Genomic DNA, 16,151 nt, shown 5'->3' on the forward strand with positions numbered 1-16,151 from the left:
GTTGACATACATGTGTCGCACGTCGCACCCTGATCCGCAACCCGAGCCAGGGAGGCCGCACGTGAGCGACAACTTCGGCTATGCCACCCAGTTTCCCCGAGTCCTGCGCCGCTTCGCGCTCTTCGCGGTGGCGTTCTCGATCGTCTCCATCACCACCGGCATCTTCCTCAACTACTCCTACGGCCTGACGACGATGGGCCCGGCGGCCGTGTGGCTGTGGCCGGTCGCGGCGACCGGGCAGTTCCTGGTGGTGCTCGTGCTGGCCGAGCTGGCCGGCCACTACCCGCTGGCCGGGGCCAACTACCAGTGGTCGGCGCGGCTCGTCGGCTCCCGGTTCGGCTACCTCGTCGGCGCGCTGGGCGTGCTGTACGGCGCGGTCGGGCTGCCCGGCATCGCGCTGCTCGGGCTGGCCCCGCTCACCGCCACCGTCCTGGGCCTCGACGCCGGGGATACCCGCCTGCTGCTGTTCATCGCGATCCTCGCGCTCGTGATCGCGTACCTGATCAACATCGTGCGCGTGCAGCTCGCGGCCCGGGTCAACAACGTCGCCGTGTTCGCCGAGATCATCGGCACTGTCGTGCTGAGCGTCGTGGTGTTCGTGCTGTGGGTGCAGGGCTCCGGCGGCACCCCCGACGGCGGGCACGGCCTGGGCTTCCTGGCGACGACGGTACCGGGCGCGGTCTTCCCCGACGCGCTCGTCGGCGGCGCGCTCGTCGGGATCTTCACGCTCGTCGGCTTCGAGGCGGCCGCCGACATGGCCGAGGAGGCCGTGGACGCCCGGCGCACGGTGCCGCGGGCGATGATCCTGTCCGTCGTGGTGTCCGGGGTGCTGGGCTGGGCCGCGCTGATCGGCTTCACCGTCGCGATCCCCGACCTGGCCTCGGTCTCCGCCTCGCCCGTGCCGCTGGCCGCGATCGCGGAGTACTGGCTCGGCCCGGTGCTGACGAAGGGGTTCCTCGCGATCGTGGTGTTCTCGATGTTCGCGCTGGTCGTGGTGGCCGCCGCGTCGAACTCCCGGCTGATCTTCGCCATGGCCCGCGACGGGATGCTGCCGTTCTCGAAGGCGCTGCGGCGCGTCAACCCGCGCACCTCGACCCCCGTGCCGGCGCTGGTCACCTCGCTCGTGGTGTGCCTGGTGCTGCTGGCCTACGGCACCGCCGACGGCAACGCGTTCGCCGTGCTGGTGGGGGCCACGGCGCTGGTGCCCTACCTCGTCTACGTGCTGACGCTCGGCGGTTACCTGGCGAAACGCCGGTCGATCGTCGCCGCCGCCGAAGGCGGGTTCCGGCTCGGTGCCGCCGCACTGCCCGTCGCGGTGCTGGCGATGCTGTGGCTGGTCGCGGTGATCGCCGCACTGACCCTGCCCGAGGACTTCCGCTCCGCCGACTACGTGGTGCTCGGAGCGCTGGCCCTGGCCGGGCTCTGGTACGTCGCGGCGCTGCGCAGGCGGTTGGCCGACGGGACGGCGGGCATCGGGTCCGCCGCCGCGAACGAGAAGGCGGAAGTGGCATGACCTGGCAGAACTGGGCCGGCAACCAGCGCACCGACCCCGCCCGCACGGTCGTGGCCCGCGACGCGGGCGACGTCGTCGACGCGGTGAAGGCCGCCGAGCGCGACGGGCTGCGCGTCAAGGCGCTCGGCTCCGGGCACTCGTTCACCGCGGTGTCGGTGCCCGAGGACGTCGCGCTGGTCGTCCCGTCGGACCCGGCGCAGGTGCGCATCGACGCCTCGGGCCTCGCCACCGTTCCCGCCGGGCTCACGCTCCGGGCCCTCAACGCCCTGCTGTGGGACCGCGGCTGGGCCCTGCCCAACCTCGGCGACATCGACGCCCAGACCGTCGCGGGGGCGATCTCCACCGGCACCCACGGCACCGGCGCCCGCCACCAGGGCATCGCCGCGCAGGTGCGGGCGCTGGAGCTGGTGACCGCCGACGGTTCGGTCCTGACGTGCTCGGCCGCGGAGAACCCCGAGGTCCTCCACGCGGCGCGGGTCGGCCTGGGGGCCCTCGGTGTCCTCGTCACCGTGACCCTGCAGGCCGTCCCGGCGTTCCGGCTGCACGCCGTCGAGACCGCGATGCCGCTGGACCGCGTGCTCGACGATCTCGACGCGCTGGCCGCCGGCAACGACCACTTCGAGTTCTACTGGTTCCCGCACACCGACATCGCCGCCACCAAGCGCAACAACCGCACCGCCGCCGACGGCCCCGTGCGCGGCCGCGTCGCCGAGTGGGTGGGCGACGACCTGCTGGGCAACGGCGCGTTCGAGCTGGTCTGCCGGCTGGGTGCGCGGATGCCCCGGACGGTGCCCGTGCTGAACCGGCGGGCCGCGGACCGGTTCGCCGACGCCGAGTACGTCGACCGCTCCTACCGCGTGTTCACCAGCCCGCGCCGCGTGCGGTTCCTGGAGATGGAGTACGCCGTGCCCCGGGCGGCGCTGCGCGAGGCGTTCGACGGCATGCGGGGTGCCGTCGACCGGCACGGGCAGGCCGTGACGTTCCCCGTCGAGGTCCGGGTCGCGGCGTCCGACGACATCCCGCTCTCCACCGCGTCGGGCCGGGAGAGCGCCTACATCGCCGTCCACGTCTACCGGGGGCAGCCGCACGAGGCCTACTTCGGCGCCGTCGAGGCCGTGATGACGGCGCTGGGCGGGCGTCCCCACTGGGGCAAGATGCACACCCGCACGGCGGCGGACCTGCGGCGCAGCTACCCGGGATTCGACACGTTCGTGGCCCTGCGCGACCGGCTCGACCCGCAGCGGCGCTTCGGCAACTCCTACCTGGAACGGGTGCTCGGGTGACTCTGCACGATCTGACCACGCCGGCCCTGCTCGTCGACGTCGACGCGGTGGAGGCGAACCTCGCCGACATGGCCGCGGTGCTGCCCGGCTCGCGGCTGCGGCCGCACGTCAAGGCGCACAAGGCCACCGCGCTCGCCCGCTGGCAGTCCGGCTTCGGGCACGCCGGGTTCACGTGCGCCACGATCCGCGAGGTCGAGGGCATGGCGGCGGCGGGTCTCGGCCAGGACCTGCTGCTCGCCAACGAGGTGCTCGACGCGCGGCGCCTCGGCGCGCTCGACGCCCGCGTCACGCTCGCGATCGACTCCCGGGAGACGCTCGACGCGGCCGTCGCGGGCGGGGTGCGGGAGGTGCTCGTCGACGTCAACGTCGGCCTGCCGCGCTGCGGGATCGCGCCCGACCGCGCCGGATGGCTGGCCGATCGCGCCCGGGCCGCGGGGCTGACCGTGCGCGGCGTCATGGGCTACGAGGGGCACCTCATGATGTACGGCGAGGCGGCCGAGCGCGCCGAGCTCACCGAGGAGTGCATGGCGAAGCTGCTGGCCGCGCACGCCGACGTGGGCGGCGAGCTCGTCTCGGGCGGCGGCACGGGCACCTACGCCGTGAACACCTGGGTGGACGAGATCCAGGCCGGCTCCTACGCGCTCATGGACACCGCCTACTCGGCGGCCGGGGTGCCGTTCCGCCAGGCGTTGACGGTGCTGGCGTCGGTGATCTCCGTGACCGCGCCGGCGGGGGAGATGCCCGGTTACGCGGTGGCCGACGTCGGCCTCAAGTCGCTGGGGATGGACCACGGCAACCCGACGATCCCGGGGGCGCAGGTGTGGTTCTGCTCCGACGAGCACACCACCTTCGCCGCCGAGCAGCCCGTCGCGGTGGGGGACCGGATCCGGGTGCTGCCGGCCCACGTCGACCCGACCGTCGCGCTGCACGAACGCATGTACCTCGTGCGCGGCGAGGAGATCCTCGACACCTGGCCGGTGGACCTCCGGGGCTGGTGACCCGGAACATCACCCGGTTGTGGCTCGTTCCACCAGTGTGAACGGGCTGAAGACGGCGCTGCTGCTGGGCGGCATGAGCGCGCTCGTGCTGTTCACCGGCTCGCTGTTCGGCCGCACCGGCCTGCTGGTCGCGCTGGTGGTGGCGCTGGGCGTCAACGGGTGGGCGTACTTCAACTCCGACAAGCTCGCCCTGCGCGCCATGCACGCCCGTCCCGTGTCCGAGCCCGAGGCGCCGGCGCTCTACCGGATCGTCCGCGAGCTCTCCCGCATCGCGCGCCGGCCCATGCCGCGCCTGTACATCAGCCCCACCTCGGCCCCCAACGCGTTCGCCACCGGTCGCAGCCCGCGCCACGCCGCGGTCTGCGCCACCACCGGCCTGCTCGACCTGCTCGACGAGCGCGAGCTGCGCGCCGTGCTGGGCCACGAGCTCTCCCACGTGTACAACCGCGACATCCTGATCTCCTCGGTGGCGGGCGCGCTCGCGGCGGTGGTCGGCTACCTGGCGAACATGGCGATGCTCGCCGGGCTGTTCGGTGGGGGCGACGGTGAGCGCCAGAACCCGCTCGGCGTGCTGCTCGTCGCGCTGCTCGGGCCCGTCGCGGCCGGGGTCGTGCAGATGGCCGTCAGCCGGTCGCGGGAGTACCAGGCCGACGCGAGCGGCGCCCAGCTCACCGGCGACCCGCTCGCGCTGGCGTCGGCGTTGCGGAAGCTGCAGGTCGGCACGCAGCTGGCGCCGCTGCCGCCCGAGCCGCAGCTGGTGTCGCAGTCGCACCTGATGATCGCGAGCCCGTTCCGCGCCGGTGAGAACGCGGCGCGGCTGTTCTCCACCCACCCGCCGATCGAGGACCGCATCCGGCGTCTGGAGGAGATGGGGCGGCGCCGTCCGTGAGCGGAAACTGTCGGACGGGCCGGGCATGCTGGCGTCGTGAGTCCTGACGACCGCCGCTCCACCACCAGCGAGTACGGCGTGCTCGGCGTGCGCGACGTCGACTTCACGCTCGACCGGTTCCCTCCGGCGCGCGACCTGGCCTCGCTCGTCGAGCGCCACTGGCTGGTGTCGTGGGAGCTGCCCGCCGGGCGCGAGGCGTCGGTCACGCTGCTGCCGCACCCGTGCGTCAACCTCGTGCTCGACGGCGGGCGGCTCGCCGTCTCGGGCGTCGGGCGGGACCGGTTCACCTACGTCTACCGCGGGGCGGGGCGGGTGTTCGGCGTCAAGTTCCGGCCCGGGGGGTTCCTGCCCTTCCTCGGCCGCCCCCTCGCCGACATCACGGGGGCCGTGCTGCCGGCCGAGCAGCTGTGGGGCCCGTCGGCGTCGGGGCTGGCCACGGAGATGACCGCGGCCGCACGGGTCGAGCGGATGATCGAGCTCGTGGAGTCGTTCCTACGGGCCCGCTGGCCCGCCGAGGACCCCCAGGTGGAGCTCGTCGGGCGGATCGTGGCGGCGCTGCTGCACGACCGCGACATCACCCGCGTCGAGGACGTCTCCGACCGCTTCGCCATCCCCCCGCGCACCCTGCAACGGCTGTTCGCCCGCTACGTCGGCGTCAGCCCGAAGTGGGTGCTGCGCCGCTACCGGCTGCACGAGGCGGCCGCGGTGCTGGCGCAGGAGCAGGACCGACCGTGGGCCGATGTGGCGGCCGAGCTGGGCTACTTCGACCAGTCGCACTTCATCCGCGACTTCACCGCCGCCATCGGCCTGACGCCCGTGGCCTACGCGCAGGCCTGCCGGCGCAGGGAGGCGCCGGTCAGCGCCTGACCCTGCACACGGACGTGTGAGGCGTAGCGTGAATTCATCACTGTGGGTGAGCGAGGCCGGGGGGTCCGATGGGTGTGGTGTGGCTGGTGGTCGCGGTGCTGTGCGTCGCGGCGGGCGTGGCGCTGCTGGTGGTGGACCGGAGGCGGAGTGCGGCTCCTCCGCCCCCGTCCGTGGAGCCACACGTCCCCGCGCCCCGCGAGCCGGAGCCCGACGGGGATCTCTTCACCCCCGAGGCGTTGCCACGCCACCCCGAGAACGGCTCCTGACGCCTGTTGGGTGTCCGTGTCGGTCGCAGCCCGGGTGCTGTGTTCCGACCGCCCGCCTCGCGGAACTCGTGTCCGTCGGGTGGGACGGCCGCCTCCACGTCCTGGACGCGTGACCGGCCGTCGAGCCGGACCGACCGGCTGAGTCGCTCCGGCGCTCAGCTCACCGGTAGTTGGTGAACTGCAGGGCGATGCCGAAGTCCTTGCCCTTCAGCAGCGCGATCACGGCCTGCAGGTCGTCCTTCTTCTTGCCGGAGACCCGCAGCTGGTCGCCCTGGATCTGCGCCTGGACGCCCTTGAGCTTCTCGTCGCGGATGGCCTTGCTGATCTCCTTGGCCTTGTCCGACTCGATGCCCTGGATGATCTTGCCGCTGACCTTGTAGACCTTGCCCGAGATGGCGGGCTCGCCGGCCTCGAAGGCCTTCATGGAGATGTTGCGCTTGACGAGCTTCTCCTTGAAGACGTCGACGGCGGCCTTCGCCCGCTCCTCGGTCTCGGACTCGATCGTCAGGGCCTCCTCGCCCGACCAGGCGATCGACGTGCCCGTGCCCCGGAAGTCGAAGCGCTGGGAGAGCTCCTTCGCCGCCTGGTTGAGGGCGTTGTCGACCTCCTGCCGGTCGACCTTGCTGACGACGTCGAACGACGGGTCTGCCATGCGTGCCTCCTGATCGACCGGGCCCCTGTGAAACCCGGTTCGCTGCTGTCGTATCCTCGTCCACGCGCCACGGCGCACCACGGCAGGTTGCCCGAGTGGCCAAAGGGAGCGGACTGTAAATCCGTCGGCTTAGCCTACGAAGGTTCGAATCCTTCACCTGCCACACCCCGCACAAGCGGCCTCTGACCAGCGAAAACCTGGACAGAGGCCGCTTTTGTGGTTGTCCGGCTGTGTCCGGCTCCGCCCGCTGTCTACGGGCATCCGTGGACCGTTCACGGACTGATCTTCACGACCTGGCATGCAGGGCCTCGGACCGGCGTCCCGGCCCACGCGGCCACCTGTGGGGCAGGCACGCCGCTGTTGAGCCAGGTGGAGACCACGGCGTGCCGGAGGTCGTACGGACGCCGAGCCAGTAGTGACGCCGCCTCCGCCGACGTGAGGATCGCTGCCCGCGCCAGAGCCCAGAGCCGGCCGTAGTGGCTCTCCGAGAGCGGCCCGCCGCGCACACCACTCATCGTCCCTCGTCGAAGCACAAGCAGAAGGGGTGGCCGGCCGGATCGAAGAGAACCCGGACGTTCTCCTGCGGCTGGAACTCAGCCACCGCGGCGCCCAAGGCGACCGCCTCGGTGACCGCTGAGTCCAGGTCACCTACCTGGAAGTCGAAGTGCATCAGCGGCCGCTGTTCTCCCTCGACCGGCGGCCACACCGGCGGCCGGTAGCCCTCCGCCTGCTGGAACACGAAGAACGGTCCTGTCGGAGAAGCAGCGACGACGGCCGTGCCCGGCTCTTCATGCCCGAGGTGCCAACCGAGGAGCTCGACGTAGAACTTCGCCAACCCACGGGGGTCGGGCGCCTCGATCGCTGTTCCCCACCACATGCCATCCGTTCGGGACCTCATTCGCGCAGCCTGCCCGTCGGACCCTGCACTTGCCTGGGCGAATCGGGGAGGACGAACGACGACAGAACCTCGGATCCCGCCCGATGACCTTGTTCGAGGACCGGATTCGTGAGCGGGGTAGGTCGCCTCGGCCTCCCGGCGACGACACGAGCGAGCAGGTTTCACGGGGCGACGGGATTGACCAGCACGCGACGCGCACTACCCCCAAGAACCGGTAGAACTCGGGCTCCCCCCGCGCGCCCGGCACCGCTCGGAGATCGGGGGAGTGCGGCGGGGGCGGTGATCTCCTCACGGCGCGCCCGAGGGCTACCGGCCCGAGGGGTGGCCGGCCAGGCGGCACCGAGTACCTTGCCCGCTACCCCTCGACCCAGCACAAGCGGCCTCTGACCAGCGAAAATCTGGACAGAGGCCGCCTGTGTGGTTGTCGGGCTCCATCGCGCGGGCCGACCCCGAGGCGCGGGAGCTCGTCGTCGGACTCCCAACGATCAGCGTGCAGGAGTGGACCTCGCCGGGGTCGGACGTCATCGGCGCCGCGAGGAGATCACGACGACGTCGCCACGCCCGGGTGGTCGGACCCGGGGTCGTCGTGACGGCCGGTCGCTACCGCAGCCGAGACCCACCACCGACCGTGCCCCGAACCGGTCCACCATCGCGACGTGGGCGTCCCGGTCGCGACGGTCGGGATCGAGCGCGTCGTGGACCGTGACGAGCCGGGGGTGCGGAAGATCGGGTCAGGCACGGACCGCGGCGACCGCCTCCTCCATGCCCCGCACGGCGAGCCGGTCGGCGCGCTCGTTCTCCGGATGTCCGGCGTGGCCCTTCACCCAGTGCCACTCGACGGTGTGCCGGGCCACGGCCTCGTCGAGCTCGCGCCACAGGTCGGCGTTCTTCACCGGCTTGCGGTCCGAGGTCATCCAGCCGTTGGTCTTCCACTTCGGCACCCAGCTCGTGATGCCGTTGCGGACGTAGGCGGAGTCGGTGTAGATCGCCACCGTGACGGGTCGCTTCAGGACGGTGAGTGCGCGGATCGGGGCGGTCAGTTCCATGCGGTTGTTGGTGGTCTCACCGGCGTCGCCGCCGCACAGCTCCTTCTCGACGGTGCCGTAGCGCAGCACCGCACCCCACCCGCCCGGCCCGGGGTTGGGGCTGCACGCGCCGTCGGTGTAGATCTCCACGACCTGTTCAGCCACCCGCGTACCCTATGACGACCGTGGCGTCCAGATCGTCGGACATCGCCACACGTGGGGTGAGGCCGGCGGCGGTGAACGCGGCGGCCGTGGCGGCGGCCTGGCCGCGGCTCGTCTCGATCAGCAGGTGTCCGCCCGGGGCCAGCCACGCGGACGCGCCGTCGACCACCCGCCGTTGCACGTCGAGGCCGTCGCGCCCGCCGTCGAGCGCCACGCGCGCCTCGTGGTCGCGGGCCTCGGGCGGCATCATCGCGATCGCGTCGGTGGGCACGTACGGGGCGTTGACGGCGAGGATGTCGACCCGTCCCCGCAGGTCGGCGGGCAGGGCCGCGTACAGGTCGCCCTCGTGGACGACGGGGACGTTGCGCCGGGCGCACCGCACGGCGACGGGGTCGATGTCGGCCGCGTGCAGCTCGATCGGGCCCAGCGCGGCCGCGAGCGCGGCGCCGACGGCCGCCGAGCCGCAGCACAGGTCGACGACGACCGCCCCGCCCACGGCGACCGCCTCGTGCACGAGGAACTCCGTGCGTCGCCGGGGCACGAACACCCCGGGGTCCACCGCGATCCGCAGGCCGCAGAACTCCGCCCAGCCCAGGATGTGCTCCAGGGGCAGGCCGGCGACGCGGCGCGCGACCATCCCGTCGAGCTCGCCCGGACCGGACGCCGCCTCGACGAGCAACCGCGCCTCGTCCTCGGCGAAGACGCAGCCGGCGACGCGCAGCGTGGAGACGATGTCGGTCAAGCGCCCACCGTAGTGCGGTCGACGAGGCCCGCCCGCTGGAACCGGTCGACGAGCTCGGTGACCGACGGGCTGGTGATCTGCAGGCGGGTGGCGAAACCGCCGGGGCGGCACGTGCCCTGCACGAACAGCTGCGACAGCGCGATCATGTCGGTGGCGCCCATCCTGAACGCCTGCCGCGCGGCCAGGAGCCGGTGGTTCTGGGCGCCGATCACGGCGTCCCGGATCGCCCGCGTCATCTGAAGGTCCTGCTCCATGTGCCTAGGCTACCGAGTAACACGTCCTGCGGGCGTTGCCGGACGCCGGTGCGCGTCGGCTCCTCGTGGACCTCTCCGGCGCGGAGGTCCTCGTGCCCGGGCTCGAGGCCGTGCTGGCCCGCAAGGCTCGGCGCGCCCGGTCCGCGGGCGGCTGGCCCGTGCGGGTCAGGTCACGGCGGAAGTCCTCGCCCGCCGGGTCGTCGCTGCCCGGGGAGCCGACGAGGAACAGCCCGCCGAACGACCAGAAGGCCTGCCCGCAAGGCGGTCAACCGCGGTTGTCAGCCGGTGACCCGCCCGGTGCTGACCCGCTCCAGCGCGGCCTCCACGGTGGCGTACCCGATGCGCGAGGCCCGGTAGACGCGCGAGACGTCGATGGTCAGGCCCGTGACGCCCGCGTCCTCGCCGGGGCGGAGCGCCAGCAGGTGCCGGCCGTCGCGGGACGGGTGCGCGGCGTCGTCGATGACGGCCAGCACCGGGCCGATGCGGTGGCCCTCCTGCGCGATCGAGCCCAGGCCGGGGGCGAGCCGGTCCAGGGCGCGGGCCCACCTGGCGGGGCCGGCGCCCGGATCGGGCCGGTGCCCGGAGCGGTTGAGCAGCGCGAGCACGTGCGTGGCGCCGTCGCGCAGGGCGCGCAGCACCGGCAGCGGCTCGGAGACCGACCCGTCGATCCAGCGCCGTCCCTGCAGTTCGACGGGCGGCCCGGCCAGCACGGGGATCGCGGCGGTGGCCCGGAACGCCACCTTCCACTCGTCGGGGTCGCGGGGTTCGAGCACGTGCGGCGTGAGGTCGGTGACGTCGGTGGCGATCACCCGCAGCGGGACGGGCGAGGCGTGCAGGCGGTCCCAGGGCATCGGCTTGGAGTGGACCATGATGTCGTCGAGCAGGTGGTCGAGCGACACCACCGGCTTCCGGGTGCGCAGGCGGCGCAGGTCGGCGAACTCCCGGCAGGCCATGTCCTCGAAGAAGATGTGCGCGGCGCCGCGGCCGTCGCCGAGCAGCAGGGCGCCGCCGATGTAGGCGCCGGCCGAGCTGCCGTAGACCGCGTCGAAGCCGCCCGCGAGACCCGCGTCGTCGAGCGCGTGCGCCATCCCGCCGGCGTAGGCGCCGCGCATGCCGCCACCGGCGACGACGAGGGCGATGTGGTGGCCGTCGTCCCGGTTCCCGGTGTCGCGTCGGCGGACGAGGGCGCGCAGCACCTCGTCGTCGCCGGGAAGGGGTGAGCTCATGGACCGATCATCCCAGGGGGAGCCGCGCGACCGTGCGCCACGAGTCCGGGAGGCGGGAGCCGGCCAGCAGTTGGGCCGCCCGGATCTCGGCCGTGAACGGCAGGCCGGTCTCGAGGTGGGCGGCGACGGCACGCAGCCGGGGCAGTGGGGCGTCATGACCGACGGTCAGGTGCGGAACGGGTTCGCGGCCGTGCTCACCGCCGTAGGGGACGGCCCCGAACCGCTCCTGGACGGCGAGGGTGAGCCGCACGAACGGGTCGGCGGGCTCGGGGGCCAGCCACACGACGTCGTCACCGAACCAGTCGACGCGGCAGAACGTGGCCGTGAACGACGGCGTGGCGGCGACGACCTCCCGCAGCGCGGGCAGGTCGATCTCGGCAAGCGGCAGGAACGGGAACAGCACCGTGACGTGGGCCGGGACGCCGCGCGCCGCACTCGCGTCGAGCTCGAGACGCAGATCGCGGACGAGGGGCTCCGCCTCGGCGACGGGGACGACGACGGCGGTCAGCTCGGGCTCCACCGGCCCCATCGTGCCGGTCAGCTGAAGACGGCGCCCGTGAGTTCGAGCAGCGCACCCAGCAGGGCGACGGCGATGATCAGGGCGAGCACCGCGGCGATCGCGCTGACCGCGAACCGGCCGGCCACCCCGGGCGCGGGTGCGGTGGGCGCGGCGAACGGGCCGCTGCCGTAGGGGGCGGCGGCGGGGAGGACCTCCGAAGCGGTCCGCTGGGCGGGGATCGTGGGGAACCGCTCGGTGGGGGCCTCGGCCTCCCAGCTGATCGGGGTGGCGCGCGGGAGCGTCCGGGTGCGGGGTGCGGCCATCGTTCACCGGTCCTTGTCAGTGAGCCGCGGTACGGCCCTGTACCCCGCTTGTCGGGACGCGGCTGCAGGTCGTTATCCCAGGTCGGAGGGGTTCACCCGGTCCAGTGACGATCACCGCCGACCATGACGGGTGGTGATCGGGAGTAGGGTCGCGGCCGTGGCTGAGCTCAAGGTGGACGCCGAGCCGGGAGAGGTCGGTTTCGACGCCGATCGCCTGGGGCGCATCGATTCCCACTTCCGTCGCTACGTCGACGACGGACGTCTCCCCGGCTGGACGATCGCCGTCGCACGCCGCGGCCGGGTCGCCCATCTGGCCCATTACGGCCTGGCCGACCTGGAGGCCGATCGCGCCGTCGCCGACGACACCGTGTGGCGCATCTACTCGATGACCAAGCCGATCACCTCGGTGGCGGCGATGATGCTCTACGAGCGCGGCGCGCTGGAGCTGACCGATCCGGTCTCGCGCTACATCCCCGCGTTCGCCGACCTGCGCGTCTACCGCGCCGGGTCGGCCGCCAACCCCGGCACGGTGCCCGCGAGCGAGCCGATGCGGGTCTGGCACCTGCTGAGCCACACCTCCGGGCTCACCTACGGCTTCCACCACGCCCACCCCGTCGACGAGATGTACCGGGCGAAGGGCTTCGAGTTCGGCGCGCCGCGCGGCATGGACCTCGAGACCGCGTGCGACGCGTTCGCGCAGTTCCCGCTGGTGTTCGATCCCGGCACGGAGTGGAACTACTCGGTGGCCACCGACGTGCTCGGCCGGGTGGTCGAGGTGGCGTCGGGGAAGAAGCTCGACGCGTTCCTCGCCGAGGAGATCCTCGGCCCGCTGGACATGACCGACACGGCGTTCTCCGTCGGCGGGGCCGATCTCGACCGGCTCGCGGCGCTCTATGTCCGCAACCCCGCGGGCGGCCTGCGCCGCTACGACACGATGGGCGCCGCCGCCACGCACGAGCCCACCTACCTCTCCGGCGGTGGCGGGCTCGTCTCCACCGCCGCCGACTACCACCGCTTCACGCAGATGCTCGCCCGCGGCGGCGAGCTGGACGGCGTGCGGCTGCTATCGCCGCGCACCGTCGCCTACATGGCCACCAACCACCTGCCCGGCGGCCACGACCTCGACACGGTCGGCCGGCCGATCTTCGCCGAGTCGTCCTACGCGGGTGTCGGGTTCGGGCTCGGCTTCTCCGTCGTGCTCGACCCGGCCGCGGGCAAGGGCGTCACCAGCCTCGGGGAGTACGCGTGGGGCGGCCTGGCCAGCACCGCGTTCTGGGTGGACCCCGTCGAGGAGATCACCGCGATGTTCTTCACCCAGCTCCTCCCCTCGAGCACCTATCCGATTCGTCCGCAGCTGCGGACGCTGGTCAACCAGGCGGTGGTGGACTGATGTCCAACGCTCTCGCGTTCCTCATCCGGGTGGTGGTGATCGCGGTCAGCCTGTGGGTGGCCACGCTGATCGTCCCCGGCATCGACAACTCGGCCGGTACCACGGCCAGCCGGGTCGGCACGCTCGTCGTGGTCGCGCTGATCTTCGGTCTGGTCAACGCCACGATCAAGCCGATCATCAAGACGCTCGGCTGCGCGTTCTACCTGCTGACGCTGGGCCTGATCGGGCTCGTCGTCAACGCGTTGCTGTTCATGCTCGTCGGCTACCTCTCCAGCAGCCTCGGGCTGCCGTTCAGCGTAGGCGGGTTCGGCGCGGCGTTCGTCGGGGCGATCGTGGTGGCCGTCGTCAGCTTCGTGCTGCACGTCCTGATCCCGGACCGCCTCGACCAGCGATAGGCCAGGCCGGGCCCCAGGTCCCGGCCTCCGGGCCGGGTGGGAGGGACGCGAGGTAACCGCGCAGGACCGTGAGGGCCGCGTGCGGGTTGTCGCTGCGCCACACCAGCGAGTGCGGGTAGACCGGCGTCGGATCCCGCACGGCGACGCGGCGCAGGTCGTGACCGGCCGGCCAGACGAGCCGGGTCCGTTCCCCGACCAGCGTGGCCAGCGTCGGGGAACCGGCGACCACGTCGAGCAGCGCGTCGGTGCCGAAGTTGGGGCCGTTCACGTCGAGCGTCAGCCCGAACGCCGCGGCGAGCTCGTCGTAGAACGCGCCCCACTCGGTGCCGGGAACGGCGGCGGGCATCCAGATCGGGTGTGCGGCCAGCTCCGCGGGGGTGATCGCGGCGGTGGCGGCCAGGGCGTGGGCCGGTCCCGTGAGGACCTCGATGGGTTCGTCCAGGACCCGGACGGCGGCGACGCCGTCGGGGAGCGGGTGGGCGACGGCGCGGAAGGACGCGTCGACGGAGCCGGACCGGACGGCGTCCACGGCGGCGCGGGCGTCGAAGAGGGTCACGACGTCGAGCGCGATCCCGGGATGGGCCCGGTGGAAGTCGCCGAGGACCTGTGCGGGGGCGATCCGCGGGTTGATCACGTCGACGCGCAGGGCACGGCCGCCGGGCCGGACGGACGCCGCGGCCCGCTCCTCGGCCCGCAGGAGGTCGCGGGCGTGGGGCAGGAACGCGTGCCCGTCGGCGGTGGGCACGGCGCCCCGCGCGGTGCGGGTGAACAGGCGCACCCCGAGCTCGCGCTCCAGGGCCGCGACCCGCTTGGAGACGGCCTGCTGGGTGACGCCCAGGTCGTGGGCGGCCTCCTGGAACCGGCCCGCGTCGGCGACGGCCACGACCGTGCGCACACCGTCGAGGTCCACGGCGCGGGACGCTAGTACAACGGGCGGTTGTGGCTCGCCGGGACCGCGGTTGTTGGACCCGCGGACCCGCCACCCGCTGTACTGCCGCGGTGGCACGCAGGCGGCTGGGGCGGCGGTTCGGGTGGCTCTGGACGGCGTACTCGGTGAGCACCTTCGGCACGTTCTTCGCGTTCGACGCGTTCACCGTCGTCGCGGTCCTCGTGCTGCACGCCGCACCGGTCGAGGTCTCGGTGCTGGCCGCGGCGGGGCCGGCCGTGGGTGCGCTGGTGGCGGTGCCGCTCGGTCCGTGGGTGGAGTTCCGCCGCAAGCGACCGGTGATGGTGGCCGTGGACCTGGTCCGGTTCGCCGCGGTGCTGAGCGTGCCCGTCGCGTTCGCGCTCGGCGGGCTGGGCCTCGCGCAGCTCGTGGTGGTGTCGGTGGTGGTCGGGACGGCCGATCTCGCCTTCACGGCGGCGAGCGGCGCCTACCTGAAGGGCCTCGTCGCGGGCGACGATCTGCTCGTCGCGAACGGGCGCTTCGAGTCCACGACCTGGACCGCGGTCCTGCTCGGGCCTCCGCTCGGTGGGGTGGCGATCGGGCTGTTCGGCCCCGTGACGTCGATGGCCGTGGACGCCGCCAGCTACCTGCTCTCGGCGGTGGGCATCCGGGCGATCGGCGGGGGCGAGCCGCGTCCGGCCCGCCGCGGCCCGGCGTCGGGCGGCCTGCTCGAGGGCTGGCGCCACATCCTCACCCATCCCACGCTGCGCCCGCTGTTCCTCAACACGGTGCTGGTCAACGGCCTGATCATGGCACCGGCGCCGCTGGTGGCCGTCCTCATGCTCGGTGACCTCGGGTTCGCCCCGTGGCAGTACGGGCTGGCGTTCGCCGTCCCCTGCGTGGGCGGTCTCGTCGGCGCGCGGCTCTCGGCCCCGCTCGTCGCGCGGTTCGGCTCCGGCCGCGTCATGGCCGCGTCCGGGACCCTGCGTGCGTGCTGGCCGATCGGGCTGGCCTTCGTCGGCCCCGGCGTCGGCGGGCTGGTGCTGGTGATGGCGGTCCAGCTCGGGCTGATCACCTGCATCGGCGTGTTCAACCCGGTGTACGCCACCTACCGGCTCGAGCGGACGGGCCCGGACCGGGTGTCCCGGGTGCTGTCCGCGTGGTCGGTGACCGGGCGGGCGTCCATCGCCACCCTGACCGGGCTGGGCGGTCTGCTGGCCGCCGTCACGAGCGCCCGGACCGCCGTCGCGGTGGCGGGTGTCCTGCTCCTGGCTACCCCGCTCCTGCTGCCCCGGCGTCAGACGGGCCAGGTCTCCCGCCGGTAGCCCGCGTCCCAGAACATCCACTCGTAGCGTGAGGTGGTGCGGTGGTGCTCGCGCATCCGGTCCAGCTCGGCGTCGGAGAGCGTGGTTCCCAGCTTGTCGGTCACATCCAGCACCGCGTCGACGACGGCCCGGAACTCCGCGCCGCCGTACATCGCGATCCAGCGGGCGTAGAGGGGGTCGGGGGAGCTGCGCGCCACCAGCTCCTCACCGACGCGGGCGTAGATCCAGTAGCAGGGCAGCACCGCGCCCACGGCCTCGGCGAACGACCCGCCGTACGCCGTGGCCAGCATGTAGCTGACGTAGGCGCGGGTGGTGGGGGCCACCGGTTCCCGCGCCGCGTCCTCGGGGGTGGAGCCCAGATCCGTCATCAGCGACGCGTGCAGGTCCTGCTCGGCGGCCAGAGCCCCCGCAGCGTGCTCGGCGAACATGACGGTGTCGGCGGGGTCGGTGGCCTTGGCCGCACACACGGTCAGGGCCCGCGCGTAGCCGCGCAGGTAGTGGGCGTCCTGGACGATGTAGTGCCGGAACGCCTCCCGCGGCAGCGAGCCGTCGGTCAGC

19 protein-coding genes and 1 tRNA gene are annotated in these 16,151 nt (G+C 73.1%); 10 read left to right on the forward strand and 10 right to left on the reverse strand.

Going from position 1 to position 16,151, the window contains the following annotated elements:
* Positions 1-61 precede the first annotated feature (61 nt).
* The 6 genes from BGP03_RS03125 to BGP03_RS03150 all read left to right on the forward strand — a co-directional run bounded on the left by BGP03_RS03125 (position 62) and on the right by BGP03_RS03150 (position 5,816).
* The gene (locus BGP03_RS03125) at positions 62-1,513 is read left to right on the forward strand and encodes an amino acid permease (RefSeq protein ID WP_298800280.1); all 1,452 of its coding nucleotides are present in this window, start codon (positions 62-64) and stop codon (positions 1,511-1,513) included.
* A complete protein-coding gene (locus tag BGP03_RS03130) occupies positions 1,510-2,796 on the forward strand; it encodes a D-arabinono-1,4-lactone oxidase (RefSeq protein WP_296369460.1) in 1,287 nt (428 codons plus the stop codon). The genes BGP03_RS03125 and BGP03_RS03130 overlap by 4 nt, the downstream gene beginning before the upstream one ends.
* Positions 2,793-3,794 (forward strand): alanine racemase, encoded by a 1,002-nt coding sequence (locus BGP03_RS03135; protein ID WP_296369463.1) that lies wholly within the window; start codon positions 2,793-2,795, stop codon positions 3,792-3,794. The genes BGP03_RS03130 and BGP03_RS03135 overlap by 4 nt, the downstream gene beginning before the upstream one ends.
* A gap of 37 nt (positions 3,795-3,831) precedes the next feature.
* A complete protein-coding gene (gene htpX, locus BGP03_RS03140) occupies positions 3,832-4,683 on the forward strand; it encodes a zinc metalloprotease HtpX (protein WP_298800281.1) in 852 nt (283 codons plus the stop codon).
* 36 nt (positions 4,684-4,719) lie between these two features.
* Positions 4,720-5,550 carry an AraC family transcriptional regulator gene (locus BGP03_RS03145; RefSeq protein ID WP_298800282.1) on the forward strand — a complete coding sequence of 277 codons (831 nt, stop codon included), beginning with the start codon at positions 4,720-4,722 and terminating at the stop codon, positions 5,548-5,550.
* 68 nt (positions 5,551-5,618) lie between these two features.
* On the forward strand, positions 5,619-5,816 hold the full coding sequence (locus tag BGP03_RS03150; RefSeq protein WP_296369469.1) for a hypothetical protein: 198 nt from the start codon (positions 5,619-5,621) through the stop codon (positions 5,814-5,816).
* Positions 5,817-5,976: 160 nt separating this feature from the next.
* Here BGP03_RS03150 and BGP03_RS03155 read toward each other — a convergent pair whose 3' ends face one another.
* Positions 5,977-6,468, reverse strand: coding sequence for a YajQ family cyclic di-GMP-binding protein (locus tag BGP03_RS03155; protein WP_296369472.1), 492 nt, complete (start codon positions 6,466-6,468; stop codon positions 5,977-5,979).
* 81 nt (positions 6,469-6,549) lie between these two features.
* Here BGP03_RS03155 and BGP03_RS03160 point away from each other — a divergent pair.
* A tRNA-Tyr gene (locus BGP03_RS03160) sits at positions 6,550-6,631 on the forward strand.
* Positions 6,632-6,979: 348 nt separating this feature from the next.
* On the opposite strand, the gene BGP03_RS03165 is transcribed toward BGP03_RS03160, so the two are convergent.
* The 7 genes from BGP03_RS03165 to BGP03_RS03195 form a co-directional block, all read right to left on the reverse strand.
* On the reverse strand, positions 6,980-7,366 hold the full coding sequence (locus BGP03_RS03165) for a VOC family protein (RefSeq protein ID WP_363093132.1): 387 nt from the start codon (positions 7,364-7,366) through the stop codon (positions 6,980-6,982).
* A gap of 731 nt (positions 7,367-8,097) precedes the next feature.
* Complete coding sequence (gene rnhA / locus BGP03_RS03170; RefSeq protein WP_296369476.1) at positions 8,098-8,556, reverse strand: ribonuclease HI; 459 nt, start codon at positions 8,554-8,556, stop codon at positions 8,098-8,100.
* A complete protein-coding gene (locus tag BGP03_RS03175) occupies positions 8,549-9,295 on the reverse strand; it encodes a putative protein N(5)-glutamine methyltransferase (RefSeq protein WP_298800283.1) in 747 nt (248 codons plus the stop codon). The genes rnhA and BGP03_RS03175 overlap by 8 nt, the downstream gene beginning before the upstream one ends.
* Entirely contained in the window at positions 9,292-9,549 is a 258-nt protein-coding gene (locus tag BGP03_RS03180; RefSeq protein WP_298800284.1) for a MarR family transcriptional regulator, read from the reverse strand. The genes BGP03_RS03175 and BGP03_RS03180 overlap by 4 nt, the downstream gene beginning before the upstream one ends.
* Before the next feature lie 278 nt (positions 9,550-9,827).
* Complete coding sequence (locus BGP03_RS03185) at positions 9,828-10,775, reverse strand: patatin-like phospholipase family protein (RefSeq protein WP_296369481.1); 948 nt, start codon at positions 10,773-10,775, stop codon at positions 9,828-9,830.
* Positions 10,776-10,782: 7 nt separating this feature from the next.
* Positions 10,783-11,295, reverse strand: a complete 513-nt coding sequence (locus BGP03_RS03190) for a 2'-5' RNA ligase family protein (protein WP_296369483.1) — start codon at positions 11,293-11,295, stop codon at positions 10,783-10,785.
* A gap of 17 nt (positions 11,296-11,312) precedes the next feature.
* Positions 11,313-11,597 carry a hypothetical protein gene (locus BGP03_RS03195; RefSeq protein ID WP_296369485.1) on the reverse strand — a complete coding sequence of 95 codons (285 nt, stop codon included), beginning with the start codon at positions 11,595-11,597 and terminating at the stop codon, positions 11,313-11,315.
* 157 nt (positions 11,598-11,754) lie between these two features.
* Between BGP03_RS03195 and BGP03_RS03200 the strand changes: the two genes are divergently transcribed.
* Together BGP03_RS03200 and BGP03_RS03205 are read left to right on the forward strand one after the other, a co-directional pair.
* Positions 11,755-12,987, forward strand: coding sequence for a serine hydrolase domain-containing protein (locus BGP03_RS03200; protein ID WP_296369487.1), 1,233 nt, complete (start codon positions 11,755-11,757; stop codon positions 12,985-12,987).
* Positions 12,987-13,382, forward strand: a complete 396-nt coding sequence (locus BGP03_RS03205; RefSeq protein ID WP_296369489.1) for a phage holin family protein — start codon at positions 12,987-12,989, stop codon at positions 13,380-13,382. The genes BGP03_RS03200 and BGP03_RS03205 overlap by 1 nt, the downstream gene beginning before the upstream one ends.
* Here BGP03_RS03205 and BGP03_RS03210 read toward each other — a convergent pair.
* Positions 13,333-14,292, reverse strand: coding sequence for a LysR family transcriptional regulator (locus BGP03_RS03210; protein ID WP_298800285.1), 960 nt, complete (start codon positions 14,290-14,292; stop codon positions 13,333-13,335). The genes BGP03_RS03205 and BGP03_RS03210 overlap by 50 nt on opposite strands.
* 89 nt (positions 14,293-14,381) lie before the next feature.
* Here BGP03_RS03210 and BGP03_RS03215 point away from each other — a divergent pair, with 89 nt between their 5' ends.
* Positions 14,382-15,593: an MFS transporter gene (locus BGP03_RS03215; protein WP_296369493.1), complete on the forward strand. Its 1,212-nt coding sequence runs from the start codon at positions 14,382-14,384 to the stop codon at positions 15,591-15,593.
* On the opposite strand, the gene tenA is transcribed toward BGP03_RS03215, so the two are convergent.
* Positions 15,566-16,151: thiaminase II (gene tenA / locus BGP03_RS03220; protein WP_299735374.1), on the reverse strand; the 586-nt coding region annotated here is incomplete at its 5' end. The two genes, BGP03_RS03215 and tenA, sit on opposite strands and share 28 nt — an antisense overlap.

Origin of the sequence: Pseudonocardia sp. 73-21 (assembly GCF_001899645.1) — a bacterium.
Taxonomy (GTDB): domain Bacteria; phylum Actinomycetota; class Actinomycetes; order Mycobacteriales; family Pseudonocardiaceae; genus Pseudonocardia.